This window comes from Mycobacterium sp. PS03-16, assembly GCF_004570325.1.
Taxonomy (GTDB): Bacteria; Actinomycetota; Actinomycetes; order Mycobacteriales; family Mycobacteriaceae; genus Mycobacterium.
The window spans coordinates 133,534-156,672 of the sequence record NZ_SPQO01000009.1; the positions used below are offsets into that span (position 1 = coordinate 133,534).

Sequence of the window (23,139 nt, forward strand, 5' to 3'; positions counted from 1 at the left end):
TCGCCATGGCTGCCCCGCTCATAGCGCCGTCGATCCTGTCCGCCGACTTCGCCCGGCTGGCCGACGAGACCGCCGCGGTCAGCGGTGCCGACTGGCTGCACGTCGACGTCATGGACAACCACTTCGTGCCGAACCTGACGCTGGGTCTGCCGGTGGTCGAATCGCTGCTCAAGGTGACCGATATCCCGATGGACTGCCATCTGATGATCGAGAACCCGGAGCGGTGGGCGCCGCCGTACGCCGAGGCCGGCGCCTACAACGTGACCTTCCACGCCGAGGCGACCGACAACCCCGTCGCCGTCGCTCGGGACATCCGCGCCGCGGGCGCGAAAGCCGGCCTGTCGGTCAAGCCCGGCACGGCGATCGAGCCGTACCTCGAGATCCTGCGGGACTTCGACACGCTGCTCGTGATGTCGGTCGAGCCCGGCTTCGGGGGCCAGAAGTTCATCCCCGAGGTGCTCTCGAAGGTGGGCGTCGTGCGGCGCCTCGTCGACTCCGGTGAGCTGACCGTCGTGGTCGAGATCGACGGGGGCATCAACGAGGACACCATCGCCGCGGCCGCCGAAGCCGGCGTGGACTGTTTCGTCGCCGGTTCGGCGGTGTACAGCGCCGAGGATCCCGACGCCGCGGTGCGCGCACTGCGCGAGAGGGCCGCGGCCGCGTCGGCACACCTCACGTCGTGACGGGCCTCGGCGCCGCCGAGGACGCGATGCGTGAGGCGGTCCGGCAGGCCGACGACGTCAAGGGCGCCACCTACCCGAATCCGCCTGTCGGAGCAGTCATCCTGGACACCGACGGCCGGGTCGCCGGCGTCGGTGCGACCCAGCCGACCGGCGGTCCGCACGCCGAGGTGATGGCGCTACGGGCAGCGGGCGACCGGGCCGCCGGCGCTACCGCGGTGGTCACCCTCGAACCGTGCAACCACCATGGCCGCACCCCGCCGTGTGTGGATGCGCTTCTGGCCGCCGGGGTTTCGTCGGTGGTGTACGCGGTCGCCGATCCCAATCCGGTGGCGGCCGGCGGCGCGGCACGCCTGCGCGACGCCGGGGTCACCGTCACCGGGGGTGTGCTCGCCGACACCGTCGCGGGCGGCGTGCTGCGGGAGTGGTTGCACAAGCAGCGCACCGGATTCCCGCATGTGACGTGGAAGTTCGCGACCAGCGTGGATGGCCGCAGCGCCGCCGCCGACGGCAGCAGCCAGTGGATCACCAGCGAGGCGGCCCGGGCGGATGTGCACCGCCGCCGCGCGGTGGCCGACGCGATCGTCGTCGGCACCGGGACCGTGTTCGTCGACGACCCGGTGCTCACGGCGCGGCGCCCCGACGGCAGCCTCGCCGAGCGGCAACCCCTGCGGGTGGTCGTCGGGCAGCGGGACATCTCACCGGATGCACGTGTGCTCAACGACGATTCGCGCACCATGGTGATCCGCACCCACGACCCGAACGAGGTGCTGAAGGCGCTCGCCGACCGCACCGACGTGCTCCTCGAGGGTGGACCGACGCTGGCGGGGGCGTTCCTGCGCGCCGGGGCGATCCACCGCATCGTGGCCTACGTCGCACCGATCCTGCTGGGAGGGCCCATCACCGCGGTCGACGACGTCGGCGTGCTGAGCATCGCTCACGCCCAGCGGTGGCAGTTCGACGGGATCGTCCCGATCGGTCCGGACGTGCTGTTGTCGCTGGTGCCGGCTTGATGCGAGCGGCCCGGTCGGCCGCCGCGGGAACGGGGACCATCCTGGCGGCGGCCGGTGCGATCGGCGTGGCCGCCCACTTCGTCGGCTCGGTGACCGCCGCCACGACGCTGATCGCTTCCTTCACGCCGATCTTCGTGGTCATCGCGCTGGTCGCCGTGGTGTTGTTCGTCATCGCAGGACCCCGCTGGGCGGCCCTGCCCGCAGCGATTGTCACCGCGGTGGGAATCGCCTCCCAGTGCCCGCTGTATCAGGCCGCTGCGGTGACCGCCGCGGAATCGCCGGGGCGCGGATCCGGCTGCTGCAGGCCAATATCGAGCTGGGCAGCGCCGACGCCGCCGCCCTGCTCGAACGGGTGCGCGCCGACGACGTCGACGTGCTGACGGTCATCGAACTCACCGACTCCGCGGTGCGGCGACTGGCCGCGGCGGGACTCCATGATTCCCTTCCGTATTCGTACGTGCGCCCGCGTGCCGGTGGAGGCGGCGCCGGGATCTATGCGCGCCACCCGCTGCGCGACGGGGCACTTCTGTCCGGTCTTCATCTACACAATGTGCGGGCGACGATGACGATGCCCGGCGGGCGCGACGTCGCCGCGTACGCGTTGCATCTGCATCCGCCCTATCCGGGACCCGTGCACCGGTGGGCGTCGGATCTGCGCCGGTTGCAGGAGATCTTCCGGGGGGAGCGGCTACCGATGATCGCCGGGGGCGACGTCAACGCCACCTACGATCACCGGCGTTACCGGGATCTGTTGCACCGTTCGGCCCGGGAGGGCGCGGGACCACTGCTGGATGCCGCCGAGTATCTCGGCGCGGGCGTCGTGGCGACCTACCCGGCCGACCGCTGGTATCCGGCGATTCTGGCGATCGACCGCATCCTCACCAGGGGATGCGTCCCGCTGTCCTTCCGGCGGGTCGAGGTGCCCGGCTCGGACCATCACGGCGTCAGCGGTGACATCGGCTTCGCCGAACGCGGTCGTTGACGCCCCTGCGCAGACCCCGTCCCGTCGGCGAATCTCGGTACACTCGTACCAAAGCGCTTTCACCGAGGATGTGCGCGCCGAAGAGCACGAACAAAGGATGTCAGCGTGACGGTACTGGTCGACTGGTTGACTATCTCCCCGGTCACCCCGCGAACCGTGCGGACCCTGGTCTGCGCCCCACTACGCAGCGTGATGCCCGGACGGGCCGAGGAGCGCGAGGCGCCCCGGCTGATCCGTCCGGGCATCGAACGCTGCTGAGCCCGCGGGTCAGTTCCCCGACCGGTGCCGCCCGGGCGGGTCCTGGCGCGGCAGCCGCATCGTCTGGTCGCCCGGACCGGTGCTGATCACCTGTGTGGGCGCCTCGTGTGACCGGGTCCCGATGAACTCGGTCGGGGCGTCCCCGTCGTCTGAGTCGTCGGGCGCCGCGCCGGTCACCGTCGTGTCGGCGGGTTCGTCCTTGCCGGCGATCAACAGGCCGAGCACGGCGCCCACGACGCACACCACCACGGTGACCAGGAAGATGTCGCCGTACTGCAGCACATAGGCGGCCCGGTAGCGGTCCGCCTCGGCGGCCAGTCGCTCGGCCAGTGTGTCCGCCCCCGGCGGGAACGGCAGCGTCTGCAAGTGCTGGTTGAGCCGGTACAGACCCCACGCCGACAGCGCCGCCAGGCCGATCAGCATGCCGATCATGCGGGCGACCACCACGGCCGCCGACGCGATGCCGTGCTGCGCCGCGGGCACCACCCGCAGCGTGGCCGAGGTCAGCGGGCCGATCACCAGGCCCAGCCCGATGCCCGCGATCGCCAGGTCGGTGTCGAGCACGGGCAGGCTGATGAACCCGAGGTCGTGGCGCGCCGAGAGCAGGTCGACCGGCCACTGCGAGATCAGCCAGTAGCCGCCCGCGGCAATCAGCAGGCCGACGAAGGCGACGATGCGGTCACCGACCCGGCTGGCGATCCAGCCGCCCACCACGGCGCCGATGGGCAGCGCGATCAGGAACCGCAGGAGCAGCAGCACCGCCTCGGTCTGGTCCTTGCCGAGCACACCCTGACCGAACAGTTCGACGTTGACCAACGTCACCATCAGCGCCGCACCGGCACACAGCGAGGCGCCCAGCGCGGCCAGGAACGGCCGGAAACGCACCCCGGCCGGTTCGATCAGCCGGGTCTTGGCGAATCGCTCCCAGACGAAGAACGCCACCAGCGCCGCCGCCGCGCCGAGCAGCAGCGGCGGCCCGTAGTCGGGCAGGATCTTCTTGCCGTCGGGCGCCGGGTTGTACAGACCGATGACGGCCAGGCCGAGCGCGATGGCCAGCAGTACGCCGCCCACCACGTCGACCCGCTCGGGTTCGTCGGACTTGAGCCGCGCCGGCAGGCTGAAGTGGATGAGCACCATCGCGATGACCGCGAGCGGCACGTTGATCCAGAACACGTCACGCCAGGTGCTCAGCGCGGCCACCACGGCGATGCCGTACAGCGGGCCGAGCACACTGCCGAGTTCCTGCGCGGCGCCGATGCCGCCGAGCACCGATGCGCGGTTGCGGCTGGCCCACAGGTCGGCGGCGAGCGCGAGCGTGACGGGCAGCAGTGCACCGCTGGCCACCCCCTGGATCGCGCGCCCGATCACCATCGGCGTCAGGTCGTTGGACAGGGCGGTGATCACCGAGCCGACCGCGAACCCGGCGAGGCTCAGCTGTAGGACGAACTTGCGGCCGAACCGGTCGGACGCCCGGCCCAGCAGCGGCATCGCCGCGATGTAGCCGAGCAGATACCAGGTGATGATCGGCGTCACGCGCTGAATCTGGTTGATGGCGATACCGATGTCGAACATGATGTCGCGGATGATCGCGACGACGACATAGGTGTCGAGCGCACCCAGCAGCACCGCCAGGCCGCCCGCGCTGATCGCGATGCGCCGGCTGCGGCCGGTGGTTTCGGCGTGCGCCTCGGGGTGGACCGTCATCAGACGGCGGGTTTGGTGACGTTGACCTGCTTACCCCAGTCGGACAGGGTCATCGTCACGCTGTTGCCCGGCGTGGGCTCGAGCTTGATCTGAGCGAGGTTGTGGCTGCCGCCCTCCTCGATCCACGCGGTGGCGGGCACCGGGCCCGTCGCGTTGAGCTGAGGGGCGATCGCGTTGACCGCCTCGGGGGTCACGGTGCCGGTGACACGCACCGTGTCGACACCACTGACGTTCTCCCGGCCTTCGGCCGTGGGATCGTTGAAGTTGGTCAGCACGTTCGCCAGGCCCTTGTCGGGGCTCAGGATCGCCGCGACGTCGTAGATGTCGGCGGCGGGGCCGAAGTCCTGGAAGCTGCCCGCGGTGATCGCGCCGTAGAGGTTGCCGTCGGCGACCACGAACTCCACGCCCTCGAGCCGCTGGCCGAGGAAGTTGATGTTGGCCTTACCGGCCGCGGCGACCGCCGGGGTGTTGGTGAGGTCACCCTCGAGCGATTCGATCGGCAGCTCTTCGATGGTGCCCTGCACGGTCAGCAGCAGGTGCACGCTCTGCAGGTCACGGGTGGTCTGGGTGGCGTCCTGCAGCAGTGTGGCGGCATCGGGCAGTGGTGCGTCGGAGGTCTCGGAGGATGAGGAGCAGCCGGCGACGAACAGCGCGGCGGCGAGGAGGACGGCGGTGAGGGCCTTTACAGCATGGCGAGGGCTCGTCGGCATGACTGCATCGTAGAGGTCGTTGCCGACGCGGTTGCGCCCCCGCTCGCGGCCCAGCGCCCGGAAGCGGGGCGCCGTGGGGGATTAACCTGGTCGGATGTTCACGGGAATCGTCGAAGAGGTGGGCGAAGTCGTCGGCAAGGAGGAGCTCTCCGACGCCGCGCGTTTCGTGATCCGCGGACCGGTGGTCACCGCCGACGCCGGCCACGGCGACTCGATCGCGGTGAACGGCGTGTGCCTGACTGTGGTCGAGCTGATGCCCGGCGGGGTGTTCACCGCGGATGTGATGGGCGAGACGCTCAACCGCTCCAGCCTGGGCGCCGTCGCGGTGGGCGGTCACGTCAATCTCGAACGCGCGGCCGCGGTCAACAGCCGGCTGGGCGGACACATCGTGCAGGGCCATGTGGACGGCACCGGACATGTGATTGCGCGCACACCGTCGGAGCATTGGGAGGTGGTCCGGATCGGGCTGCCGACCGCGTTGGCCCGCTACGTGGTGGAGAAGGGCTCGATCACCGTCGACGGGGTGTCGCTGACCGTCTCGGCGCTCGGAAATGACTGGTTCGAGGTGTCGTTGATCCCCACCACCCGGGAACTGACGACGTTGGGGACCGCCGCGGTGGGCGCCCGGGTGAACCTGGAAGTCGACGTGATCGCGAAGTATGTCGAACGGCTGATGAGCAGGCCTGTTGAGTAGTCCTGGCAATAATCGCCCGGTTCCGGTGGTTCATACTGAAGGCGAGAACGAGGGTTCCGTACCGGGAACCGGCAAGGGTGGCGAACGATGACCAGGCTCGATTCGGTCGAACGGGCGATCGCGGACATCGCGGCCGGTAAGGCCGTGGTCGTGATCGACGACGAGGACCGGGAGAACGAAGGCGATCTCATCTTCGCCGCGGAGAAGGCCACCCCCGAACTGGTCGCCTTCATGGTGCGCTACACGTCGGGCTACCTGTGTGTGCCGCTGGACGGCCCGATCTGCGACCGGCTGGGCCTGCTGCCGATGTACGCGGTGAACCAGGACAAGCACGGTACCGCCTACACCGTGACCGTCGACGCGAAGAACGGTGTGGGAACCGGGATCTCGGCATCCGACCGGGCGACCACCATGCGCCTGCTGGCCGATCCGACCAGCACCGCCGACGAGTTCACCAAGCCCGGGCACGTGGTGCCGCTGCGCGCCAAGGACGGCGGTGTGCTGCGCCGGCCCGGGCACACCGAGGCCGCCGTCGACCTGGCCCGCATGGCCGGACTGCAGCCGGCCGGAACCATCTGCGAGATCGTCAGCCAGAAGGACGAAGGCGCGATGGCGCAGACCGACGAACTGCGGATCTTCGCCGACGAGCACGACCTCGCGCTCATCTCGATCGCCGATCTGATCGAGTACCGGCGCAAGCACGAGAAGCACATCACCCGCATCGCCGAGGCGCGCATCCCGACCCGCCACGGGGAATTCCGCGCGGTCGGCTACACCAGCATGTACGAGGACGTCGAGCACGTCGCGCTGGTGCGCGGCGACATCGCCGGCCCGCACGGCGACGGCCACGACGTGCTGGTTCGCGTGCACTCGGAGTGCCTGACCGGCGACGTGTTCGGGTCGCGGCGCTGCGACTGTGGCCCGCAGCTCGACGCCGCCATGGCGATGGTGGCGCGCGAGGGCCGCGGCATCGTGCTCTACATGCGCGGCCACGAGGGCCGCGGCATCGGCCTGATGCACAAGCTGCAGGCCTATCAGCTGCAGGATGCCGGCGACGACACCGTCGACGCCAACCTCAAGCTCGGATTGCCCGCCGACGCCAGGGACTACGGCATCGGCGCGCAGATCCTCGTCGACCTCGGTGTGCGGTCGATGCGGCTGCTGACCAACAACCCGGCCAAGCGGGTTGGGCTGGACGGGTACGGCCTGCACATCATCGAGCGGGTGCCGCTGCCGGTGCGCGCCAACGCCGAGAACATCCGGTACCTGATGACCAAGCGCGACCGCATGGGCCACGACCTGGTCGGGCTCGACGAGTACGACGAGGCGACCAGCATGGACACCTACGACGAAGCCGTCTACCTGCTCGGTGACCGGCACACCGACACCGGCGGGGCCCGATGAGCGGTCACGGCGTTCCCGATCTGCCGGAGATCGACGGGTCCGGTCTCAAGCTGGGCATCGTGGCCAGCACGTGGCACGAGACGGTCTGCGACGCACTGCTCGACGGGGCGATGCGGGTCGCCGCCGACGCCAAGGTGTCCGATCCCACCGTGGTGCGGGTGCTCGGGGCGATCGAGATTCCGGTCATCGCCCAGGCGCTCGCGGCCGACCACGACGCCGTCGTGGCGCTGGGCGTGGTGATCCGCGGGCAGACACCGCATTTCGACTACGTCTGCGATGCCGTCACCCAGGGGCTGACCCGCGTCTCGCTGGACGCCTCGACCCCGGTCGCCAACGGGGTGCTCACGGTCAACACGGAGGAGCAGGCGTTCGACCGCGCCGGCCTCCCGACCTCCTCGGAGGACAAGGGCGCCCAGGCCGCGGCAGCGGCCCTCTCGACCGCGCTGACGCTGCAGGGGCTGCGCGGATCGCGATGAGTGACTGGGACGTGGAGGTGCGGCCGCGCCTGACCCCGTACTTCGCCTACGCGGCGGCGGCGGTGATCGTGGCGGCGCATGTCACGGTCGGGCTGCTGCTCAAGGTGGGCTCCAGCGGCGTCATCTTCCAGACCGCCGACCAGGTGGCGATCGCGCTGGTCGGCGTGATCATCGGCGGGGTGGTGCTGTTGTTCGCCCGGCCCCGGCTGCGGGTCGGCGCCCGCGGGCTCGCGGTCCGCAACCTCTGGAACGAACGGATCTTCGCCTGGTCCGACGTCGTCGACGTATCGTTCCCGGTCGGCGCGCGCTGGGCGCGGGTCGACCTCCCTGACGACGAGTACGTCCCGCTGATGGCCATTCAGGCCGTCGACAAGGAACGCGCCGTGGAGGCGATGCAGCAGGTGCGCGCGGCGATGGCGCGCTACCGCTCACACACCCAGTGACATCGCCAGTTCGTGGCGTGGTCCCGCGGTGGCGCCCGCGACCCGGAAACCCACGCGCTCGTAGACCCCTCGCGCGACGGCATTGTCGGCGGCCACCCGCAGCGTCACCGTCGTGACGCGCTGATCGCGGGCCCAGGCCACCGCCGCCTCGATCAGCGGACGCGCCAGCCCGTGCCCGCGCACCGCCGGGTCCAGCCACAGCGAGTACAGGTACACCGACTCCGGATCCTGGCGGTGGGCGCTGATCAGGCCGGCGGGACGACGGTCGACGAGCACCGCGAACTGCGCGTGGTCGCGTAACCGCCTGCGCCACTGGGCCGCGGTGAACGACGACTCCTGGCGGTACTGCGGGTCGTCGGTGCCCAGTGCCTCGGCCAGTGCCTGCATCCGCAGCGCCGCGAACTCGCGCCAGTCCGCCTCAGTGAGCCGGGTGACCGTTGCCGGCACCCGATCCTCGGCCACCGGGTCAGCCCTGGGCCCGGCGGGAGTCGCCCATGACCATGCCCTCGCGACGCGGGTCGGCGCCACCGATCCAGCCGGCCTGATCGCGCACGATCACCGACAACCCGCTGGACTGATCGGCGAGGTCGACCTTGTGGCCGAGCTTGCGCAGGCCGGTGACCAGCGGGTCCTCGTCGCCGTTGTCGGCGGTGTCGATGTTGGGGTGCTCCCCGCCGACGTTGGTCTCCGGCGAGTTGTCGGCGCCGAAGTCGACCATTCCCGCGGCCTGCTGCGGGTCCAGGCCCCAATCCAGCAACCCGACAACCGTTTTGACGACGAACTGAATGATCACCGCACCGCCGGGCGACCCCACCACCGCGTAGACCGGCCCACGGGTGTTCGGCGCCCCGGCGGCCGGTTCGTCGAAGATCAGCGTGGGCGCCATCGTGCTGCGCGGCCGCTTGCCCGGCTGCACGCGGTTGGCCACCGGGGCGCCGTCGGGTCCGGCCGGTTCGGCGGCGAAGTCGGTGAGCTGGTTGTTGAGCAGGAATCCGTCGACCATGTGGAACGACCCGAACTGCGACTCCACGGTCGTGGTCAGTGAGGCGGCGTTGCCGTAGGAGTCGACGATGCTGACCTGACTGGTGCCGTGCTCGGGGACGGGCGGGACGGGTGCGGCGGGCGGCCCGAACTCGCCGGGCTTGGCGGTGCCCATGCTGCGCTGCTCGGAGATCAGTGCAGCGCGTCCGGCGAGGTAGGGGCCGGCCAGCAGGGCGTCGGCGTTGCCGCCGGGCAGCGGGACGAAGTCGGTGTCGGCGACGTAGCGGTCGCGGTCGGCGTAGGCGAGCCGTTCGGCTTCGGAGATCAGATGCACACCCATCACCGCCGGCCGCCCGCCGTTGCGGTCGAGATCGTCGGGCCCGTGTTCGCCCATGGGGAACCGCTGCAGCATCCCGAGCGTGGCCAGCACCGCGATCCCGCCGGACGACGGCGGCGGCATCCCGCAGATTTCTTTGCCGCGGTACGGGCGGCACAGTGGTTCGCGGACCCTGGCGGTGTAGCCGGCGAGGTCCTGCATCGTCATCAGGCTGGGGGTGCGGCCGCCGGAGGTGTCGGCGGCGGCTTCGACGATCGCCTCGGCGATCGCGCCGGTGTAGAAGGCGTCCGGGCCGGCGGAGGCGATGGCGCCCAACGTCTTCGCGTACGCCGGATTGGTCAGGCGGCTACCGGCCCGCTTGGGGCTGCCGTCGGGGTTGAGGAAGTACGCGGCGGCCGCGCGGTCGACCCGCAGGTCGTCGCGGCTGTCGGCGATGGCGCTCGCCAGCCGCGGGCTGACGTCGAAGCCGTCGTCGGCCAGCGTCACCGCCGGGGTGAACAGGTCCCGCCACGGCTGCTTGCCGTGGGCGGCGTGGGCGTCGCCGAGCATGCGCACGATGCCGGGCACCCCGATCGAGCGTCCGGACGCGCGGGCGTCGGGGCGCGGTTCGGCGCGGTCGGTGTCGCTGATCCAGCGCAGGTAGTTCTCCGTCGCCGCCGCCGGGGCGACCTCGCGGCCGTCGTAGGCCTGCACGTCGCCGGACGCGGCGTCGTAGTAGAGCAGGAAGCCGCCGCCGCCGACGCCCGAGGACTGCGGTTCGACCAGCCCCAGCATGGCCTGCGCGGTGATCAGCGCGTCCGCCGCGGTGCCGCCGTCGCGCAGCACCCGGCACGCCGCCTGGGTGGCCAGCGGGTTGGCGGTGGCCACCGAGTAGCGCGCGGTGCGCACCGGCGTCATGTCCTTGCGGTAGCCGGTGCCGACCTCCGGTTCGTTGGCCAGGTCCTCGGACTCCGGGCCGGCGGGCGCCTCGGGCGTCTTGGGCGCCGGAGTGCCGTTCGACACGATCTCGCAGGGCGGCGGCGGTGGGGCCGAGGTGGACTGTTCGTCACCGGAGCAGCCGGCCACCAGCAGCACGGAGCACGCGAGCAGGGCGGTCAGCTTCTGGGACGACAGCAGGATCCGCACCCTTCGACGTTAGCGGAGCGACGCGGCGCCTGTCCCGAGGTCTCGTCCCTGGAACGGACGCGTCGCCCCACGGCAGTAACCTGTGAAGGTGCCCGATCCCGCGACGTACCGGCCGGCGCCCGGGTCGATTCCCGTGCAGCCCGGCGTCTACCGGTTCCGCGATCCGCACGGCCGGGTCATCTATGTCGGCAAGGCCAAGAGCCTGCGCAGCCGGCTCAACTCCTATTTCGCGGACATCTCCGGGCTGGCCCCGCGGACCCGGCAGATGGTGATGGCTGCGGGCAGCGTCGAGTGGACGGTGGTCACCACCGAGGTCGAGGCGCTGCAGCTCGAGTACAACTGGATCAAGGAGTTCGATCCGCGGTTCAACATCCGCTACCGCGACGACAAGTCCTACCCGGTGCTGGCCGTCACCCTCAACGAGGAATATCCCCGCCTCATGGTCTACCGGGGGCCGCGCCGCAAAGGGGTGCGCTACTTCGGGCCGTACTCCCACGCCTGGGCGATCCGCGAGACCCTGGACCTGCTCACCCGGGTGTTCCCGGCCCGGACGTGTTCGGCCGGAGTGTTCAAGCGTCACAGCCAGATCGACCGGCCGTGTCTGCTCGGGTACATCGACAAGTGCTCGGCGCCGTGCGTCGGCCGGGTCAGCGCCGAACAGCACCGCAGAATCGTCCTCGACTTCTGCGACTTCCTCGCGGGCAAGACCGACCGGCTGGCCCGCGACATGGAACTGCAGATGACCGAGGCCGCCGAAGCGCTCGACTTCGAGCGAGCGGCCCGGCTGCGCGACGACATCGGCGCACTCAAACGTGCCCTGGAGAAGCAGGCCGTCGTGTTCGGCGACGGCACCGACGCGGACGTGGTGGCGTTCGCCGACGACGAGCTCGAAGCGGCCGTACAGGTGTTCCACGTCCGTGGCGGCCGCGTGCGCGGCCAGCGCGGTTGGGTGGTCGAGAAGTCCGGTGAGCCAGGAGAATCCGGTGAGGAGCAGCTGGTCGAACAGTTCCTCACCCAGTTCTACGGCGATCAGGCCGAACTCGGCGGCGCGAGCGACGGCGGCGGGGACGAGGCGGCCAACCCGGTGCCGCGCCAGGTGCTGGTGCCGTGCCTGCCCGACAACGCCGACGAACTGGCCACCTGGCTGAGCGGTCTGCGCGGCTCGCGGGTGGCGCTGCGAGTCGCGCAGCGCGGCGACAAGAAGGCACTCGCGGATACGGTCAAGCGCAACGCCATGGACGCGCTCGCCCAGCACAAACTCAAGCGGGCCGGTGACTTCACCGCGAGAAGCGCTGCGCTGCAAAGCATCCAAGATGCGCTCGGCCTGGCCGAAGCGCCGCTGCGCATCGAATGCGTCGACATCAGCCATGTGCAGGGCACCGACGTGGTGGCCTCGCTGGTGGTGTTCGAGGACGGGCTGCCGCGGAAGTCGGACTACCGGCACTACGCGATCCGGGAGGCCGCGGGCGAGGGCCGCTCGGATGACGTCGCATCGATCGCCGAGGTCACCCGCCGCCGGTTCTACCGGCACCTGCACGACATGCAGCATCCGACCGAGCTGTCTCCGGAAGGACGTTCCCGAAAGTTCGCCTATCCGCCCAACCTGTATGTCGTCGACGGTGGCGCCCCGCAGGTCAACGCCGCGCAGGCGGTGCTCGACGAGCTCGGGATCAGCGACGTGGCGGTGATCGGGCTGGCCAAGCGGCTCGAGGAGGTGTGGGTCCCGGCCGAACCCGACCCGGTGATCATGCCCCGCAACAGCGAGGGCCTGTACCTGCTGCAGCGCGTGCGGGACGAAGCGCACCGCTTCGCGATCGCCTACCACCGCAGCAAACGATCCAAGCGGATGACGGCGTCGGCGCTGGACTCGGTGCGCGGGCTCGGTGAGCACCGGCGCAAGGCCCTGGTCACCCATTTCGGGTCGGTGGCGCGTCTGAAGGAGGCGTCGGTCGAGGACATCACCGCGGTGCCGGGGATCGGGGTGGCGACGGCCCGGGCGGTTCTGGAAGCGTTGGGGGTGGAGCCGGCCGCACCCGCCGCACCGGCCGAATCGGACGCGGCGGCAGCGGTCATCGAGGATGATCGACACAGAGCATCGGGATGACAGAGTCAGGGATGAGTGAGCAGTTGCGGGGTGGGCAGGTCGACGGCGGGACCGGCGGTGACATCGGCAGCTCCCACTCGGAGATCGACGTGGTGCTGGTCACCGGGCTGTCGGGCGCGGGGCGCGGTACGGCGGCCAAGGTGCTCGAAGACCTCGGCTGGTACGTCGCCGACAACCTGCCGCCCGAGCTGATCGCCCGCATGGTCGAGCTGGGCCTGGCCGCCGGCTCGCGCATCACCCAGCTCGCCGTGGTGATGGACGTGCGGTCGCGCGGCTTCACCGGCGACCTCGACTGGGTGCGAAAAGACCTGGCCACCCGCAACATCACGCCGCGGGTGCTGTTCCTGGAGGCCAGCGACGACATCCTGGTGCGCCGCTACGAGCAGAACCGGCGCAGCCACCCGCTGCAGGGCGGGCAGACCCTGGCCGAGGGCATCGCGCGCGAGCGGACGCTGCTCGCCCCGGTGCGGGCGTCGGCCGATCTGGTCATCGACACCTCGACACTGTCGGTGCCCGCACTGCGGGAGAGCATCGAACGCGCCTTCGGCAGCGAGACCAGGGCGCACACCAGCGTGACGGTCGAGTCGTTCGGTTACAAGTACGGGCTGCCGATGGATGCCGACACCGTGATGGACGTCCGATTCCTGCCCAATCCGCACTGGGTGGATGCACTGCGCCCGCACACGGGTCAGCACCCTGACGTGCGGGATTACGTCCTGGGTCAGCCGGGCGCCGAAGAGTTCCTCGACACCTACCATCGACTCCTGGGCGTCGTGATCGACGGATACCGACGGGAGGGGAAGCGCTACATGACCGTCGCGATCGGGTGTACCGGCGGCAAACACCGCAGTGTCGCGATGGCCGAGGCGCTGGCGGGGCGGTTGCAAGGCGGTGACGAGCTCACGGTGCGGGTGCTGCACCGGGATCTGGGTCGCGAATGAGCCCACGCATCGTCGCGCTCGGCGGCGGCCACGGGCTGTATGCCACGCTGTCGGCCGCGCGTCGCCTCAGCCCGCACATCACCGCCGTGGTCACGGTCGCCGACGACGGCGGCTCCTCGGGCCGGTTGCGCTCCGAACTCGACGTGGTGCCGCCGGGCGATCTGCGAATGGCGTTGGCCGCGTTGGCATCCGACAGCCCGCACGGGCGGTTGTGGGCCACCATCATCCAGCACCGGTTCGGGGGCAGCGGGGCGCTGGCCGGGCATCCGATCGGCAATCTCATGCTGGCGGGACTGTCCGAGGTGCTGGCCGACCCGGTCGCCGCGCTCGACGAGCTGGGCCGCGTGCTGGGGGTCAAGGGCAGGGTGCTGCCGATGTGCCCGATCGCGCTGCAGATCGAGGCCGACGTGGCCGGCCTGGAGTCCGATCCGCGGATGAGCCGGGTGATCCGCGGCCAGGTGGCGATCGCGACCACGGTCGGCAAGGTGCGCCGCGTGCGGCTGCTGCCGGGCAGTCCGCCGGCCACCCGCCAGGCCGTCGACGCGATCATGTCCGCCGATCTGGTGGTTTTGGGCCCGGGGTCGTGGTTCACCAGCGTGATTCCCCATGTGCTGGTGCCCGAACTGGCGGCGGCGCTGCGCGCGACGACGGCGCGGCGGGCGCTGGTGCTCAACCTGGCCGCCGAGCCAGGGGAGACGGCCGGGTTCTCGGTCGAACGGCACATCCACGTGCTGAGCCAGCACGCACCGGACTTCACCGTGCACGACATCATCGTCGATGCGAGCCGGGTTCCCAGCGACCGGGAGCGTGAACAGCTCAGCCGGACCGCGACGATTCTCGGCGCTCGAGTTGAGTTCGCCGACGTCTGCCGACCTGGTACACCTTTACATGACCCGGCGAAACTGGCCGCGGCGTTGGAGGGCGTCCGGGTGCGGGGGACGGCGGGGGACCGCGCGCAAGCGCCCGCTCCCACACCGAACCGACCGAGAGGTGACGACTCGTGGCGATGACAGCCGAGGTCAAAGACGAGCTGAGCCGGCTGGTGGTCAACTCGGTGAGCGCCCGGCGCGCCGAGGTGGCGTCGCTGCTGCGCTTCGCCGGCGGGCTGCACATCGTGTCGGGACGCGTCGTGGTGGAGGCGGAGGTCGACCTCGGCATCATCGCCCGCCGGTTGCGCAAGGACATCTACGACCTGTACGGCTACAACGCCGTCGTACACATGTTGTCGGCCAGCGGGATTCGCAAGAGCACCCGTTACGTGGTGCGGGTCGCCAAGGACGGCGAGGCACTCGCGCGGCAGACCGGGCTGCTCGATCTGCGCGGCCGCCCGGTGCGGGGCCTGCCCGCCCAGGTCGTCGGCGGCAGCGTGGGAGACGCCGAGGCCGCGTGGCGGGGCGCCTTCCTGGCGCACGGGTCGCTGACCGAGCCCGGCCGGTCGTCGGCGCTGGAGGTCAGCTGCCCGGGGCCGGAGGCGGCGCTGGCACTCGTGGGCGCGGCGCGCCGGCTCGGGGTGAGCGCGAAGGCGCGGGAAGTGCGCGGCAGCGACCGGGTGGTGGTGCGTGACGGGGAGGCCATCGGTGCGCTGCTGACCCGGATGGGAGCTCAGGACACCCGGCTGACCTGGGAAGAGCGCCGGATGCGCCGTGAGGTGCGTGCCACCGCCAACCGGCTGGCCAACTTCGACGACGCCAACCTCCGGCGCTCCGCGCGCGCGGCGGTGGCCGCCGCCGCCCGGGTTGAGCGGGCGCTGAACATCCTGGGCGACTCGGTGCCCGATCATCTCGCCGCCGCGGGCAAGCTGCGGGTGGAGCACCGGCAGGCCTCGCTGGAGGAACTGGGCCGGCTGGCCGATCCGCCGATGACCAAAGACGCTGTGGCGGGCCGCATTCGGCGGTTGCTGTCGATGGCCGATCGCAAGGCCAAGCAGGACGGCATCCCGGACACCGAATCCGCGGTCACACCCGACCTGCTCGAAGACGCATGACTCTGCCCGCCGAATCTCGTTGACACTGCGCTCAGATCGCAGAAACGGCGATTCCCACGATCTGAGCGCGGTATCGACGAGGATCCGCGTTTTCTCGTGGCCACTTGCGGCTACCACTGCGGTATGGGCACCCTCAGAGTCGGGACGGTGTTCCCGGACCCGCCGTTCACCGGCATGGACGGCGACGCCGGACTGGACATCGACCTGATGACCGCGATCGCCGACCACCTCGGCGACTCGGCGGAGTTCATCCGGTACGACGGCGCCGACCCCGACGGAGTGTTCGGCGCCCTGACCGACGGCACCGTCGCCTGCGTCGCCGCCGGCGCCTCGGTGACACCGATGCGAGAACAGCAGGTGTCGTTCGCCCCGCCCTATCTGATCAGCGGCCAGGCCCTCGCCGTCGACACCGCGAGGTTGCCGCACGTGCACGGGATCGCCGATGTCGACGGCCTGACCATCGGCGTCCAGCGCGGGTCCACGGCCTGCGACACCGCCGACCAACTGGCGGGCCGGGCCACCGTCAGGCGCTACGACGACACGGGTGCCGCGCTGGCCGACCTCCGCGCCGGCCGCTGCGACGCCGTCATGGCCCTGGCCCCCGTCCTCGCCGAGCTCGTCAGACCCCACCAGGGGGTGGAGGTCGTGCAGAAGGGTCTGTCCACCGAACACATCGCGATCGCCGTCGCCCGCCACGACCAGCAGCTGCTGAGCCGAATCACCGTGGCGCAGGCCGAACTCGAGGACGACGGCACGCTGCAGCAGATTCGCCGGAAATGGCTCGGCAATCCCTACGCCGACCAGACCCTGGCCGTGCACTGACCAGCCCGCGCGGAGCCGAACGGCCATGACTAGGCTGGCGGGCGAGCACTGCACCAGAGGAAGACAGGGGAGACCACGTGACCATTCGGGTAGGCGTCAACGGGTTCGGCCGCATCGGACGTAACTTCTTCCGCGCGCTGGCGGCGCAGAAGGCCGAGGGTAAGAACACCGACATCGAGATCGTGGCGGTCAACGACCTCACCGACAACGCCACCCTGGCGCATCTGCTGAAGTTCGACTCGATCCTGGGCCGGCTGCCGTTCGACGTCACCGTCGAGGGCGAGGAGATCGTCGTCGGCGGCGACAAGATGAAGGGTCTGTCGATCAAGGAGGGCCCGGCCGCGCTGCCCTGGGGTGACCTGGGCGTCGACGTGGTCGTCGAGTCCACCGGCATCTTCACCAAGCGCGACAAGGCGCAGGGCCACCTCGATGCGGGCGCCAAGAAGGTCATCATCTCCGCGCCGGCCAGCGACGAGGACATCACGATCGTGCTCGGCGTCAACGACGACAAGTACGACGGCAGCCAGAACATCATCTCCAACGCCTCGTGCACCACGAACTGCCTCGGCCCGCTGGCCAAGGTCCTCAACGACGAGTTCGGCATCGTCAAGGGCCTGATGACGACGATCCACGCCTACACGCAGGATCAGAACCTGCAGGACGGCCCGCACAAGGATCTGCGCCGGGCCCGCGCCGCCGCCATCAACATCGTGCCCACCTCCACCGGTGCCGCCAAGGCCATCGGCCTGGTGCTGCCCGAGCTGAAGGGCAAGCTCGACGGCTACGCGCTGCGCGTGCCGATCCCCACGGGTTCGGTCACCGACCTGACCGCCGAGGTCTCGAAGTCCGCGAGCGTCGACGAGATCAACGCCGCGTTCTCGGCCGCTGCGGAGGGCCCGCTCAAGGGCATCCTCAAGTACTACGACGCGCCGATCGTCTCCAGCGACATCGTCACCGACCCGCACAGCTCGCTGTACGACTCGGGCCTGACCAAGGTGATCGACAACCAGGTCAAGGTCGTCTCCTGGTACGACAACGAATGGGGCTACTCCAACCGCCTCGTCGACCTGACCGCGCTCGTCGGCAAGTCGCTCTGACCCGTCATGGCCGTCAAGACGCTTGACGATCTGCTGTCCGAAGGCGTCGCGGGCCGGGGCGTGCTCGTGCGCTCCGACCTCAACGTCCCGCTCGACGATGACGGTGCGATCACCGACCCGGGCCGCATCATCGCGTCGGTGCCCACGCTGAAGGCGCTGGCCGAGGCTGGCGCCAAGGTCGTGGTGACGGCGCATCTCGGCCGGCCGAAGGGTGGGCCGGACCCGAAGTTCTCGCTCAAGCCGGTCGCGGCCGCGCTCGGCGAACAGCTGGGCCGGCACGTGCAGCTGGCCGGTGACGTGGTCGGCACCGACGCGCTCGCGCGCTCCGAGGGGCTGACCGACGGGGACATCCTGCTGCTGGAGAACATCCGCTTCGACGAGCGCGAGACCAGTAAGGACGACGGCCAGCGGCAGGCGCTGGCCCGCCAGCTCGTCGAACTGGTCGGTGAGGACGGCGCCTTCGTCTCCGACGGGTTCGGTGTGGTGCACCGCAAGCAGGCTTCGGTCTACGACGTCGCCACACTGCTGCCGCACTACGCCGGCACGCTGGTGGCCGCCGAGGTCAAGGTGCTCGAACAGCTGACCAGCTCCACCGACCGCCCGTACGCGGTGGTGCTCGGCGGGTCCAAGGTCTCCGACAAGCTGGCGGTCATCGAATCGCTGGCCACCAAGGCCGACAGTCTCGTCATCGGCGGCGGCATGTGCTTCACCTTCCTCGCCTCCCAGGGCGTCCCGGTGGGCAAGTCGCTGCTGCAGGAGGAGATGATCGACACCTGCCGCGAGCTGCTCGAGACCTACGGCGACGTGATCCACCTGCCCGTCGACATCGTCGTAGCGCCGGAGTTCTCCGCCGACGCCGAGCCCGAAACCGTTGCCGCGGAACGAATTCCGGACGACAAGATGGGCCTGGACATCGGACCCGAATCGGTGCGCCGGTTCACCGCGCTGCTGTCGAACGCCAAGACGGTGTTCTGGAACGGCCCGATGGGCGTGTTCGAGTTCCCGGCGTTCGCCGCGGGCACCCGCGGGGTGGCCGAGGCGATCATCGGCGCCACCGGCAAGGGGGCGTTCAGCGTCGTCGGTGGCGGCGACAGCGCCGCGGCCGTGCGACAGCTCGGCCTGGCCGAGGACGGCTTCTCCCACATCTCGACCGGGGGCGGCGCCTCGCTGGAGTACCTGGAGGGCAAGACGTTGCCCGGCATCGAAGTCCTCGAGAGCTGAAAGGCCCCGCAATTGAGCCGCAAACCGCTGATCGCCGGCAATTGGAAGATGAACCTCAACCACTTCGAGGCCATCGCGCTGGTGCAGAAGATCGCGTTCTCACTGCCGGAGAAGTACTTCGACAAGGTCGATGTGACCGTGATCCCGCCGTTCACCGACCTGCGTAGCGTGCAAACCCTGGTCGACGGCGACAAGCTGCGCCTGACCTACGGTGCGCAGGACGTCTCGCAGCACGATTCGGGCGCCTACACCGGCGAGATCAGCGGCGCCTTCCTGGCCAAGCTCGGATGCTCGTTCGTCGTCGTCGGGCACTCCGAGCGGCGCACCTACCACCACGAGGACGACGCGCTGGTGGCCGCCAAGGCCGCCGCGGCGTTCAAGCACGGGCTGACGCCGATCGTCTGCATCGGTGAGCAGCTGGAGGTCCGTGAGGCCGGCAACCACGTCGAGTACAACGTCGAATCGCTGCGCGGCTCGCTGGCCGGGTTGACCGCCGAGCAGCTCGGTCAGGTCGTGATCGCCTACGAGCCGGTCTGGGCCATCGGCACCGGCCGCGTCGCGGGCGCGGCCGACGCGCAGGAGGTCTGCAAGGCCATCCGCGACGAGCTCGGCACGCTGTCGTCCCCGCACGCCGCGGCCGGCGTGCGGGTGCTCTACGGGGGCTCGGTGAACGCCAAGAACGTCGGCGAGATCGTCGCCCAGAGCGACGTCGACGGTGCGCTGGTGGGCGGTGCCTCACTCGACGGTGAGCAGTTCGCGACCCTGTCGGCGATCGCTGCGGGCGGCCCCCTGCCCTGACCCGCCCCGACCCGGAACCCGGATCGGCGCGCGCGGCCTGTAAACTCGCCGCCATGATTCTCGCGCTGCAGATCACGCTGATCGTCACCAGCCTTCTGGTGGTGCTCCTGGTGCTGCTGCATCGCGCCAAGGGTGGCGGTCTGTCGACCCTGTTCGGTGGCGGCGTGCAGTCCAGCCTGTCGGGATCCACGGTGGTCGAGAAGAACCTCGACCGGTTGACGCTGTTCGTGACCGGCATCTGGGTCGTGTCGATCATCGGCGTCGGACTGCAGATCAAGTTCGGCTGAGCCGGGTCACATTCCGGGTTGTCCCACCTTGCCGGCGGGTAACCGACAGCCATGGCTCGAGAAGAAAACCTCAACGACGTGATGGTGCCCACCGAAGACGTGCACCCGGACCACCGCGAACACGCCAAGGAACCGCACCCGCTCGATGACGACGAATTGGCCCGCCGGGCCCAGCACGAGCGCGACATCACCGGCGCCGACAAGCCCGACACCGGCGTCTAGCCACCCCACCCGCCATGCGCCGCAACGGCGCTGCGCCGATACTGGAACGCATGGCTGACCTTCCCGAAGCACTGGAACCCATCGGTTCGGTGACCCGCACCCGAGTCGGGCGCGAGGCCACCGAACCGATGCGGGAGGACATTCGCCTGCTCGGCGCCATCCTCGGCGACACGGTCCGTGAGCTCAACGGGGAAGAGGTGTTCGACCTCGTCGAACGCGCCCGGGTGGAGTCTTTTCGGGTGCGTCGCTCCGAGATCGACCGCAGCGAACTCGCCGGGCTCTTCGACGGTATCGAGGCCAGTGCGGCGATCCCGGTGATCCGGGCGTTCACCCACTTCGCGCTACTGGCCAACGTTGCCGAGGACATCCACCGGGAGCGGCGCCGCGCGATCCACGTCGCGGCGGGGGAGCCGCCGCAGAACAGCAGCCTGGCCGCCACCTACGCCAAACTCGACTCCGCACAGCTCGATGCGCAGGATGTGGCGGTGGCGCTGACCGGTGCCCTGGTCTCCCCGGTCATCACCGCCCACCCCACCGAGACCCGCCGTCGCACGGTGTTCGACACCCAGCACCGCATCACCGAGCTGATGCGGATGCGGGCACACGGCGCCACCACCACCGGCGACGGCCGTGACATCGAACGTGAATTGCGCAGGCACATCCTCACACTGTGGCAGACGGCGCTGATCCGCCTGTCCCGCCTGAAGATTCAGGACGAGATCGAGACCGGCCTGCGCTACTATCCGGCCGCCTTCTTCGAGGTCATCCCGCGGGTCAACGCCGAGGTGCGGGAGGCGCTGCAGAGCCGCTGGCCCGACGCCGACCTGCTGTCCGAACCGATCCTGCGACCCGGGTCGTGGATCGGCGGGGACCGCGACGGCAACCCCAACGTCACCGCGGACGTGGTGCGACTGGCCACCTCCCGCGCCGCGTTCACGGCGTTCGCGCACTACTTCACGGAACTGACCGCGCTGCAACAGGAGCTGTCGATGTCGGCGCGGTTGGTGCAGATCACCGATGAGCTCGCCGCGCTGGCCGACGCCTGCCACGAGGCGGCGCGCGCCGACGAACCGTACCGGCGCGCGCTGCGGGTCATCCACGGACGGCTGACCGCGACCGCGGCCGAGATCCTGGACAGCCAACCCGAACACGAGCTCGACCTGGGCCTGGACCGCTACGCGACGCCTGCCGAGCTGCTCGCCGACCTCGACGTGGTGGACGCCTCGCTGCGCGGCCACGGCAGCGCCGTGCTGGCCGACGACCGGTTGGCGCGGCTGCGGGAAGCCGTGCGGGTGTTCGGCTTTCACCTGTCCGGGCTGGACATGCGGCAGAACTCCGATGTGCACGAAGAGGTGATCGCCGAGTTGCTGGCCTGGGCCGGTGTGCATCCCGACTACGCCTCGCTGCCCGAGGCGGACCGCGTCGAGCTGCTCACCGCCGAGCTGGCCACCCGCCGGCCGCTGACCCCGGTGGGCGCGGAGCTGTCGGAGCTGGCGCACAAGGAGCTCGGCATCGTGCGGGCCGCCGCCCGCGCCGTGCGGGTGTTCGGCCCTCAGGCGGTGCCGAACTACATCATCTCGATGTGCCAGTCGGTGTCGGACCTGCTCGAGGCCGCGATCTTGCTCAAAGAGGCCGGGCTGCTCGACGTTTCGGACGGTAACCCGTACGCGCCGGTCGGCATCGTGCCGTTGTTCGAGACCATCGACGACCTGCAGCGCGGCTCGTCGATCCTCGAGGCCGCCCTCGACCTCCCGCTCTACCACGCCATGGTGACCGCCCGCGGCGACAGCCAGGAGGTCATGCTCGGGTACTCGGACTCCAACAAGGACGGCGGGTACCTCGCCGCCAACTGGGCGCTCTACCGCGCCGAACTGGACCTGGTGGAGTCGGCTCGCAAGACCGGAATCCGGTTGCGGCTCTTCCACGGTCGCGGCGGCACGGTGGGGCGCGGCGGCGGCCCCAGCTACGACGCGATTCTCGCCCAGCCGCCGGGCGCGGTGCGCGGGTCGCTGCGGCTGACCGAACAGGGCGAGGTGATCGCCGCCAAGTACGCCGAACCGCGTATCGCCCACCGCAATCTCGAAACGTTGGTGGCCGCCACCTTGGAGGGCACGCTGCTCGACACCGAAGGTCTGGGCGACGCGGCGGGCCCGGCCTACGAGGTGCTCGACGACCTGGCCTTCCGCGCCCAACGCGCCTACGCCGAACTGGTGCACGAGACACCAGGGTTCGTCGACTACTTCAAGGCCTCTACGCCGGTCAGCGAGATCGGCGCGCTCAACATCGGCAGCAGACCCGCGTCGCGCAAGCCCACCACCTCCATCTCGGATCTGCGCGCGATCCCATGGGTGCTGGCGTGGAGCCAGTCGCGGGTCATGCTGCCCGGCTGGTACGGCACCGGCAGCGCGTTCGAGCAGTACATCGCCGACGGGGAAGCCGAGGGCGAGAGCCGGCTGGCGACGCTGCAGGACCTCTACCGCCGCTGGCCGTTCTTCCGGACGGTGCTGTCGAACATGGCACAGGTGCTGGCGAAGTCGGACCTCGGCCTGGCCGCGCGCTACGCCGAACTGGTCGACGATGAGGCGTTGCGGCGGCGGGTGTTCGACAAGATCACCGCCGAGCACGAGCGCACCATCGCGATGTACCGGCTGATCACCGGGGAAGAGGACCTCTTGGCCGACAACCCGGCGCTGGCCCGGTCGGTGTTCAACCGGTTCCCCTACCTGGAACCGCTCAATCACCTGCAGGTCGAACTGCTGCGGCGCTACCGCTCCGGTGACGACGACGAACTGGTACAGCGCGGCATCTTGCTGACCATGAGTGGTTTGGCGACCGCGCTGCGCAACAGCGGCTGAG

23 protein-coding genes are annotated in these 23,139 nt (G+C 70.2%); 19 read left to right on the forward strand and 4 right to left on the reverse strand.

The features are described from left to right. Nucleotides 1-5: 5 nt before the first annotated feature. From rpe to E4P42_RS26965, 4 genes are all read left to right on the forward strand, one after another. Nucleotides 6-683: a ribulose-phosphate 3-epimerase gene (rpe, locus tag E4P42_RS10520; RefSeq protein WP_135125888.1), complete on the forward strand. Its 678-nt coding sequence runs from the start codon at nt 6-8 to the stop codon at nt 681-683. 26 nt (nt 684-709) lie between these two features. After that, complete coding sequence (ribD, locus tag E4P42_RS10525; RefSeq protein WP_135126016.1) at nt 710-1,693, forward strand: bifunctional diaminohydroxyphosphoribosylaminopyrimidine deaminase/5-amino-6-(5-phosphoribosylamino)uracil reductase RibD; 984 nt, start codon at nt 710-712, stop codon at nt 1,691-1,693. A 235-nt stretch (nt 1,694-1,928) separates the two neighbouring features. Beyond that, a complete protein-coding gene (locus E4P42_RS10530) occupies nt 1,929-2,675 on the forward strand; it encodes an endonuclease/exonuclease/phosphatase family protein (protein WP_245233968.1) in 747 nt (248 codons plus the stop codon). Nucleotides 2,676-2,780: 105 nt separating this feature from the next. Continuing rightward, nucleotides 2,781-2,933 (forward strand): hypothetical protein, encoded by a 153-nt coding sequence (locus E4P42_RS26965; RefSeq protein WP_167759440.1) that lies wholly within the window; start codon nt 2,781-2,783, stop codon nt 2,931-2,933. A gap of 9 nt (nt 2,934-2,942) precedes the next feature. Here the strand turns inward: E4P42_RS26965 and E4P42_RS10535 are convergent, their stop codons facing one another. Both E4P42_RS10535 and E4P42_RS10540 read right to left on the reverse strand, forming a co-directional pair. Then, nucleotides 2,943-4,637, reverse strand: a complete 1,695-nt coding sequence (locus E4P42_RS10535) for an MFS transporter (RefSeq protein ID WP_135125890.1) — start codon at nt 4,635-4,637, stop codon at nt 2,943-2,945. Beyond that, nucleotides 4,637-5,347 carry an LppX_LprAFG lipoprotein gene (locus E4P42_RS10540; RefSeq protein WP_135125892.1) on the reverse strand — a complete coding sequence of 237 codons (711 nt, stop codon included), beginning with the start codon at nt 5,345-5,347 and terminating at the stop codon, nt 4,637-4,639. The genes E4P42_RS10535 and E4P42_RS10540 overlap by 1 nt, the downstream gene beginning before the upstream one ends. 94 nt (nt 5,348-5,441) lie before the next feature. On the opposite strand from E4P42_RS10540, the gene E4P42_RS10545 reads away from it, so the two are divergent. The 4 genes from E4P42_RS10545 to E4P42_RS10560 all read left to right on the forward strand — a co-directional run bounded on the left by E4P42_RS10545 (nt 5,442) and on the right by E4P42_RS10560 (nt 8,364). Further along, nucleotides 5,442-6,041, forward strand: coding sequence for a riboflavin synthase (locus tag E4P42_RS10545; protein WP_135125894.1), 600 nt, complete (start codon nt 5,442-5,444; stop codon nt 6,039-6,041). A gap of 87 nt (nt 6,042-6,128) precedes the next feature. Beyond that, nucleotides 6,129-7,445 carry a bifunctional 3,4-dihydroxy-2-butanone-4-phosphate synthase/GTP cyclohydrolase II gene (locus E4P42_RS10550; protein ID WP_135125896.1) on the forward strand — a complete coding sequence of 439 codons (1,317 nt, stop codon included), beginning with the start codon at nt 6,129-6,131 and terminating at the stop codon, nt 7,443-7,445. Next, the gene (gene ribH, locus E4P42_RS10555) at nt 7,442-7,921 is read left to right on the forward strand and encodes a 6,7-dimethyl-8-ribityllumazine synthase (RefSeq protein WP_135125898.1); all 480 of its coding nucleotides are present in this window, start codon (nt 7,442-7,444) and stop codon (nt 7,919-7,921) included. Before E4P42_RS10550 ends, ribH begins: the two co-directional genes overlap by 4 nt. Further along, nucleotides 7,918-8,364 (forward strand): PH domain-containing protein, encoded by a 447-nt coding sequence (locus tag E4P42_RS10560; RefSeq protein ID WP_135125900.1) that lies wholly within the window; start codon nt 7,918-7,920, stop codon nt 8,362-8,364. Before ribH ends, E4P42_RS10560 begins: the two co-directional genes overlap by 4 nt. On the opposite strand, the gene E4P42_RS10565 is transcribed toward E4P42_RS10560, so the two are convergent. Together E4P42_RS10565 and E4P42_RS10570 are read right to left on the reverse strand one after the other, a co-directional pair. Beyond that, nucleotides 8,350-8,826: a GNAT family N-acetyltransferase gene (locus E4P42_RS10565; RefSeq protein ID WP_256371147.1), complete on the reverse strand. Its 477-nt coding sequence runs from the start codon at nt 8,824-8,826 to the stop codon at nt 8,350-8,352. The genes E4P42_RS10560 and E4P42_RS10565 overlap by 15 nt on opposite strands. 4 nt (nt 8,827-8,830) lie before the next feature. Beyond that, the gene (locus E4P42_RS10570) at nt 8,831-10,807 is read right to left on the reverse strand and encodes a gamma-glutamyltransferase family protein (protein ID WP_245233969.1); all 1,977 of its coding nucleotides are present in this window, start codon (nt 10,805-10,807) and stop codon (nt 8,831-8,833) included. 88 nt (nt 10,808-10,895) lie between these two features. On the opposite strand from E4P42_RS10570, the gene uvrC reads away from it, so the two are divergent. The 11 genes from uvrC to ppc all read left to right on the forward strand — a co-directional run bounded on the left by uvrC (nt 10,896) and on the right by ppc (nt 23,138). Then, nucleotides 10,896-12,911: an excinuclease ABC subunit UvrC gene (gene uvrC / locus E4P42_RS10575; RefSeq protein ID WP_135125902.1), complete on the forward strand. Its 2,016-nt coding sequence runs from the start codon at nt 10,896-10,898 to the stop codon at nt 12,909-12,911. Beyond that, on the forward strand, nt 12,908-13,852 hold the full coding sequence (gene rapZ, locus E4P42_RS10580; RefSeq protein WP_167759441.1) for an RNase adapter RapZ: 945 nt from the start codon (nt 12,908-12,910) through the stop codon (nt 13,850-13,852). The genes uvrC and rapZ overlap by 4 nt, the downstream gene beginning before the upstream one ends. After that, complete coding sequence (gene yvcK, locus E4P42_RS10585) at nt 13,849-14,862, forward strand: uridine diphosphate-N-acetylglucosamine-binding protein YvcK (protein ID WP_135125904.1); 1,014 nt, start codon at nt 13,849-13,851, stop codon at nt 14,860-14,862. Before rapZ ends, yvcK begins: the two co-directional genes overlap by 4 nt. Next, nucleotides 14,859-15,836 (forward strand): DNA-binding protein WhiA, encoded by a 978-nt coding sequence (whiA, locus tag E4P42_RS10590; RefSeq protein ID WP_135126022.1) that lies wholly within the window; start codon nt 14,859-14,861, stop codon nt 15,834-15,836. Before yvcK ends, whiA begins: the two co-directional genes overlap by 4 nt. 123 nt (nt 15,837-15,959) lie before the next feature. Further along, nucleotides 15,960-16,658: an ABC transporter substrate-binding protein gene (locus tag E4P42_RS10595; RefSeq protein ID WP_135125906.1), complete on the forward strand. Its 699-nt coding sequence runs from the start codon at nt 15,960-15,962 to the stop codon at nt 16,656-16,658. A gap of 77 nt (nt 16,659-16,735) precedes the next feature. Next, entirely contained in the window at nt 16,736-17,755 is a 1,020-nt protein-coding gene (gene gap / locus E4P42_RS10600) for a type I glyceraldehyde-3-phosphate dehydrogenase (protein WP_135125908.1), read from the forward strand. A gap of 6 nt (nt 17,756-17,761) precedes the next feature. Continuing rightward, nucleotides 17,762-18,976, forward strand: coding sequence for a phosphoglycerate kinase (gene pgk / locus E4P42_RS10605; RefSeq protein WP_135125910.1), 1,215 nt, complete (start codon nt 17,762-17,764; stop codon nt 18,974-18,976). 12 nt (nt 18,977-18,988) lie between these two features. Further along, nucleotides 18,989-19,774, forward strand: a complete 786-nt coding sequence (gene tpiA, locus E4P42_RS10610; protein WP_135125912.1) for a triose-phosphate isomerase — start codon at nt 18,989-18,991, stop codon at nt 19,772-19,774. Nucleotides 19,775-19,827: 53 nt separating this feature from the next. Beyond that, nucleotides 19,828-20,061, forward strand: coding sequence for a preprotein translocase subunit SecG (gene secG / locus E4P42_RS10615; protein WP_135125914.1), 234 nt, complete (start codon nt 19,828-19,830; stop codon nt 20,059-20,061). Between the two features lie 51 nt (nt 20,062-20,112). Beyond that, a complete protein-coding gene (locus E4P42_RS26970; RefSeq protein WP_167759442.1) occupies nt 20,113-20,283 on the forward strand; it encodes a hypothetical protein in 171 nt (56 codons plus the stop codon). Nucleotides 20,284-20,333: 50 nt separating this feature from the next. Further along, a complete protein-coding gene (gene ppc, locus E4P42_RS10620) occupies nt 20,334-23,138 on the forward strand; it encodes a phosphoenolpyruvate carboxylase (protein ID WP_135125916.1) in 2,805 nt (934 codons plus the stop codon). Nucleotide 23,139: the final 1 nt, after the last annotated feature.

Coding starts and splice junctions, on each gene's coding strand:
- rpe (WP_135125888.1), top strand. CDS start 6: ATGGCTGCCCCGCTCATAGCGCCGTCGATCCTGTCCGCCGACTTCGCC.
- ribD (WP_135126016.1), top strand. CDS start 710: ATGCGTGAGGCGGTCCGGCAGGCCGACGACGTCAAGGGCGCCACCTAC.
- E4P42_RS10535 (WP_135125890.1), bottom strand. CDS start 4,637: ATGACGGTCCACCCCGAGGCGCACGCCGAAACCACCGGCCGCAGCCGG.
- E4P42_RS10540 (WP_135125892.1), bottom strand. CDS start 5,347: ATGCCGACGAGCCCTCGCCATGCTGTAAAGGCCCTCACCGCCGTCCTC.
- E4P42_RS10545 (WP_135125894.1), top strand. CDS start 5,442: ATGTTCACGGGAATCGTCGAAGAGGTGGGCGAAGTCGTCGGCAAGGAG.
- E4P42_RS10550 (WP_135125896.1), top strand. CDS start 6,129: ATGACCAGGCTCGATTCGGTCGAACGGGCGATCGCGGACATCGCGGCC.
- ribH (WP_135125898.1), top strand. CDS start 7,442: ATGAGCGGTCACGGCGTTCCCGATCTGCCGGAGATCGACGGGTCCGGT.
- E4P42_RS10560 (WP_135125900.1), top strand. CDS start 7,918: ATGAGTGACTGGGACGTGGAGGTGCGGCCGCGCCTGACCCCGTACTTC.
- rapZ (WP_167759441.1), top strand. CDS start 12,908: ATGACAGAGTCAGGGATGAGTGAGCAGTTGCGGGGTGGGCAGGTCGAC.
- yvcK (WP_135125904.1), top strand. CDS start 13,849: ATGAGCCCACGCATCGTCGCGCTCGGCGGCGGCCACGGGCTGTATGCC.
- whiA (WP_135126022.1), top strand. CDS start 14,859: ATGACAGCCGAGGTCAAAGACGAGCTGAGCCGGCTGGTGGTCAACTCG.
- E4P42_RS10595 (WP_135125906.1), top strand. CDS start 15,960: ATGGGCACCCTCAGAGTCGGGACGGTGTTCCCGGACCCGCCGTTCACC.
- pgk (WP_135125910.1), top strand. CDS start 17,762: ATGGCCGTCAAGACGCTTGACGATCTGCTGTCCGAAGGCGTCGCGGGC.
- secG (WP_135125914.1), top strand. CDS start 19,828: ATGATTCTCGCGCTGCAGATCACGCTGATCGTCACCAGCCTTCTGGTG.
- E4P42_RS26970 (WP_167759442.1), top strand. CDS start 20,113: ATGGCTCGAGAAGAAAACCTCAACGACGTGATGGTGCCCACCGAAGAC.
- ppc (WP_135125916.1), top strand. CDS start 20,334: ATGGCTGACCTTCCCGAAGCACTGGAACCCATCGGTTCGGTGACCCGC.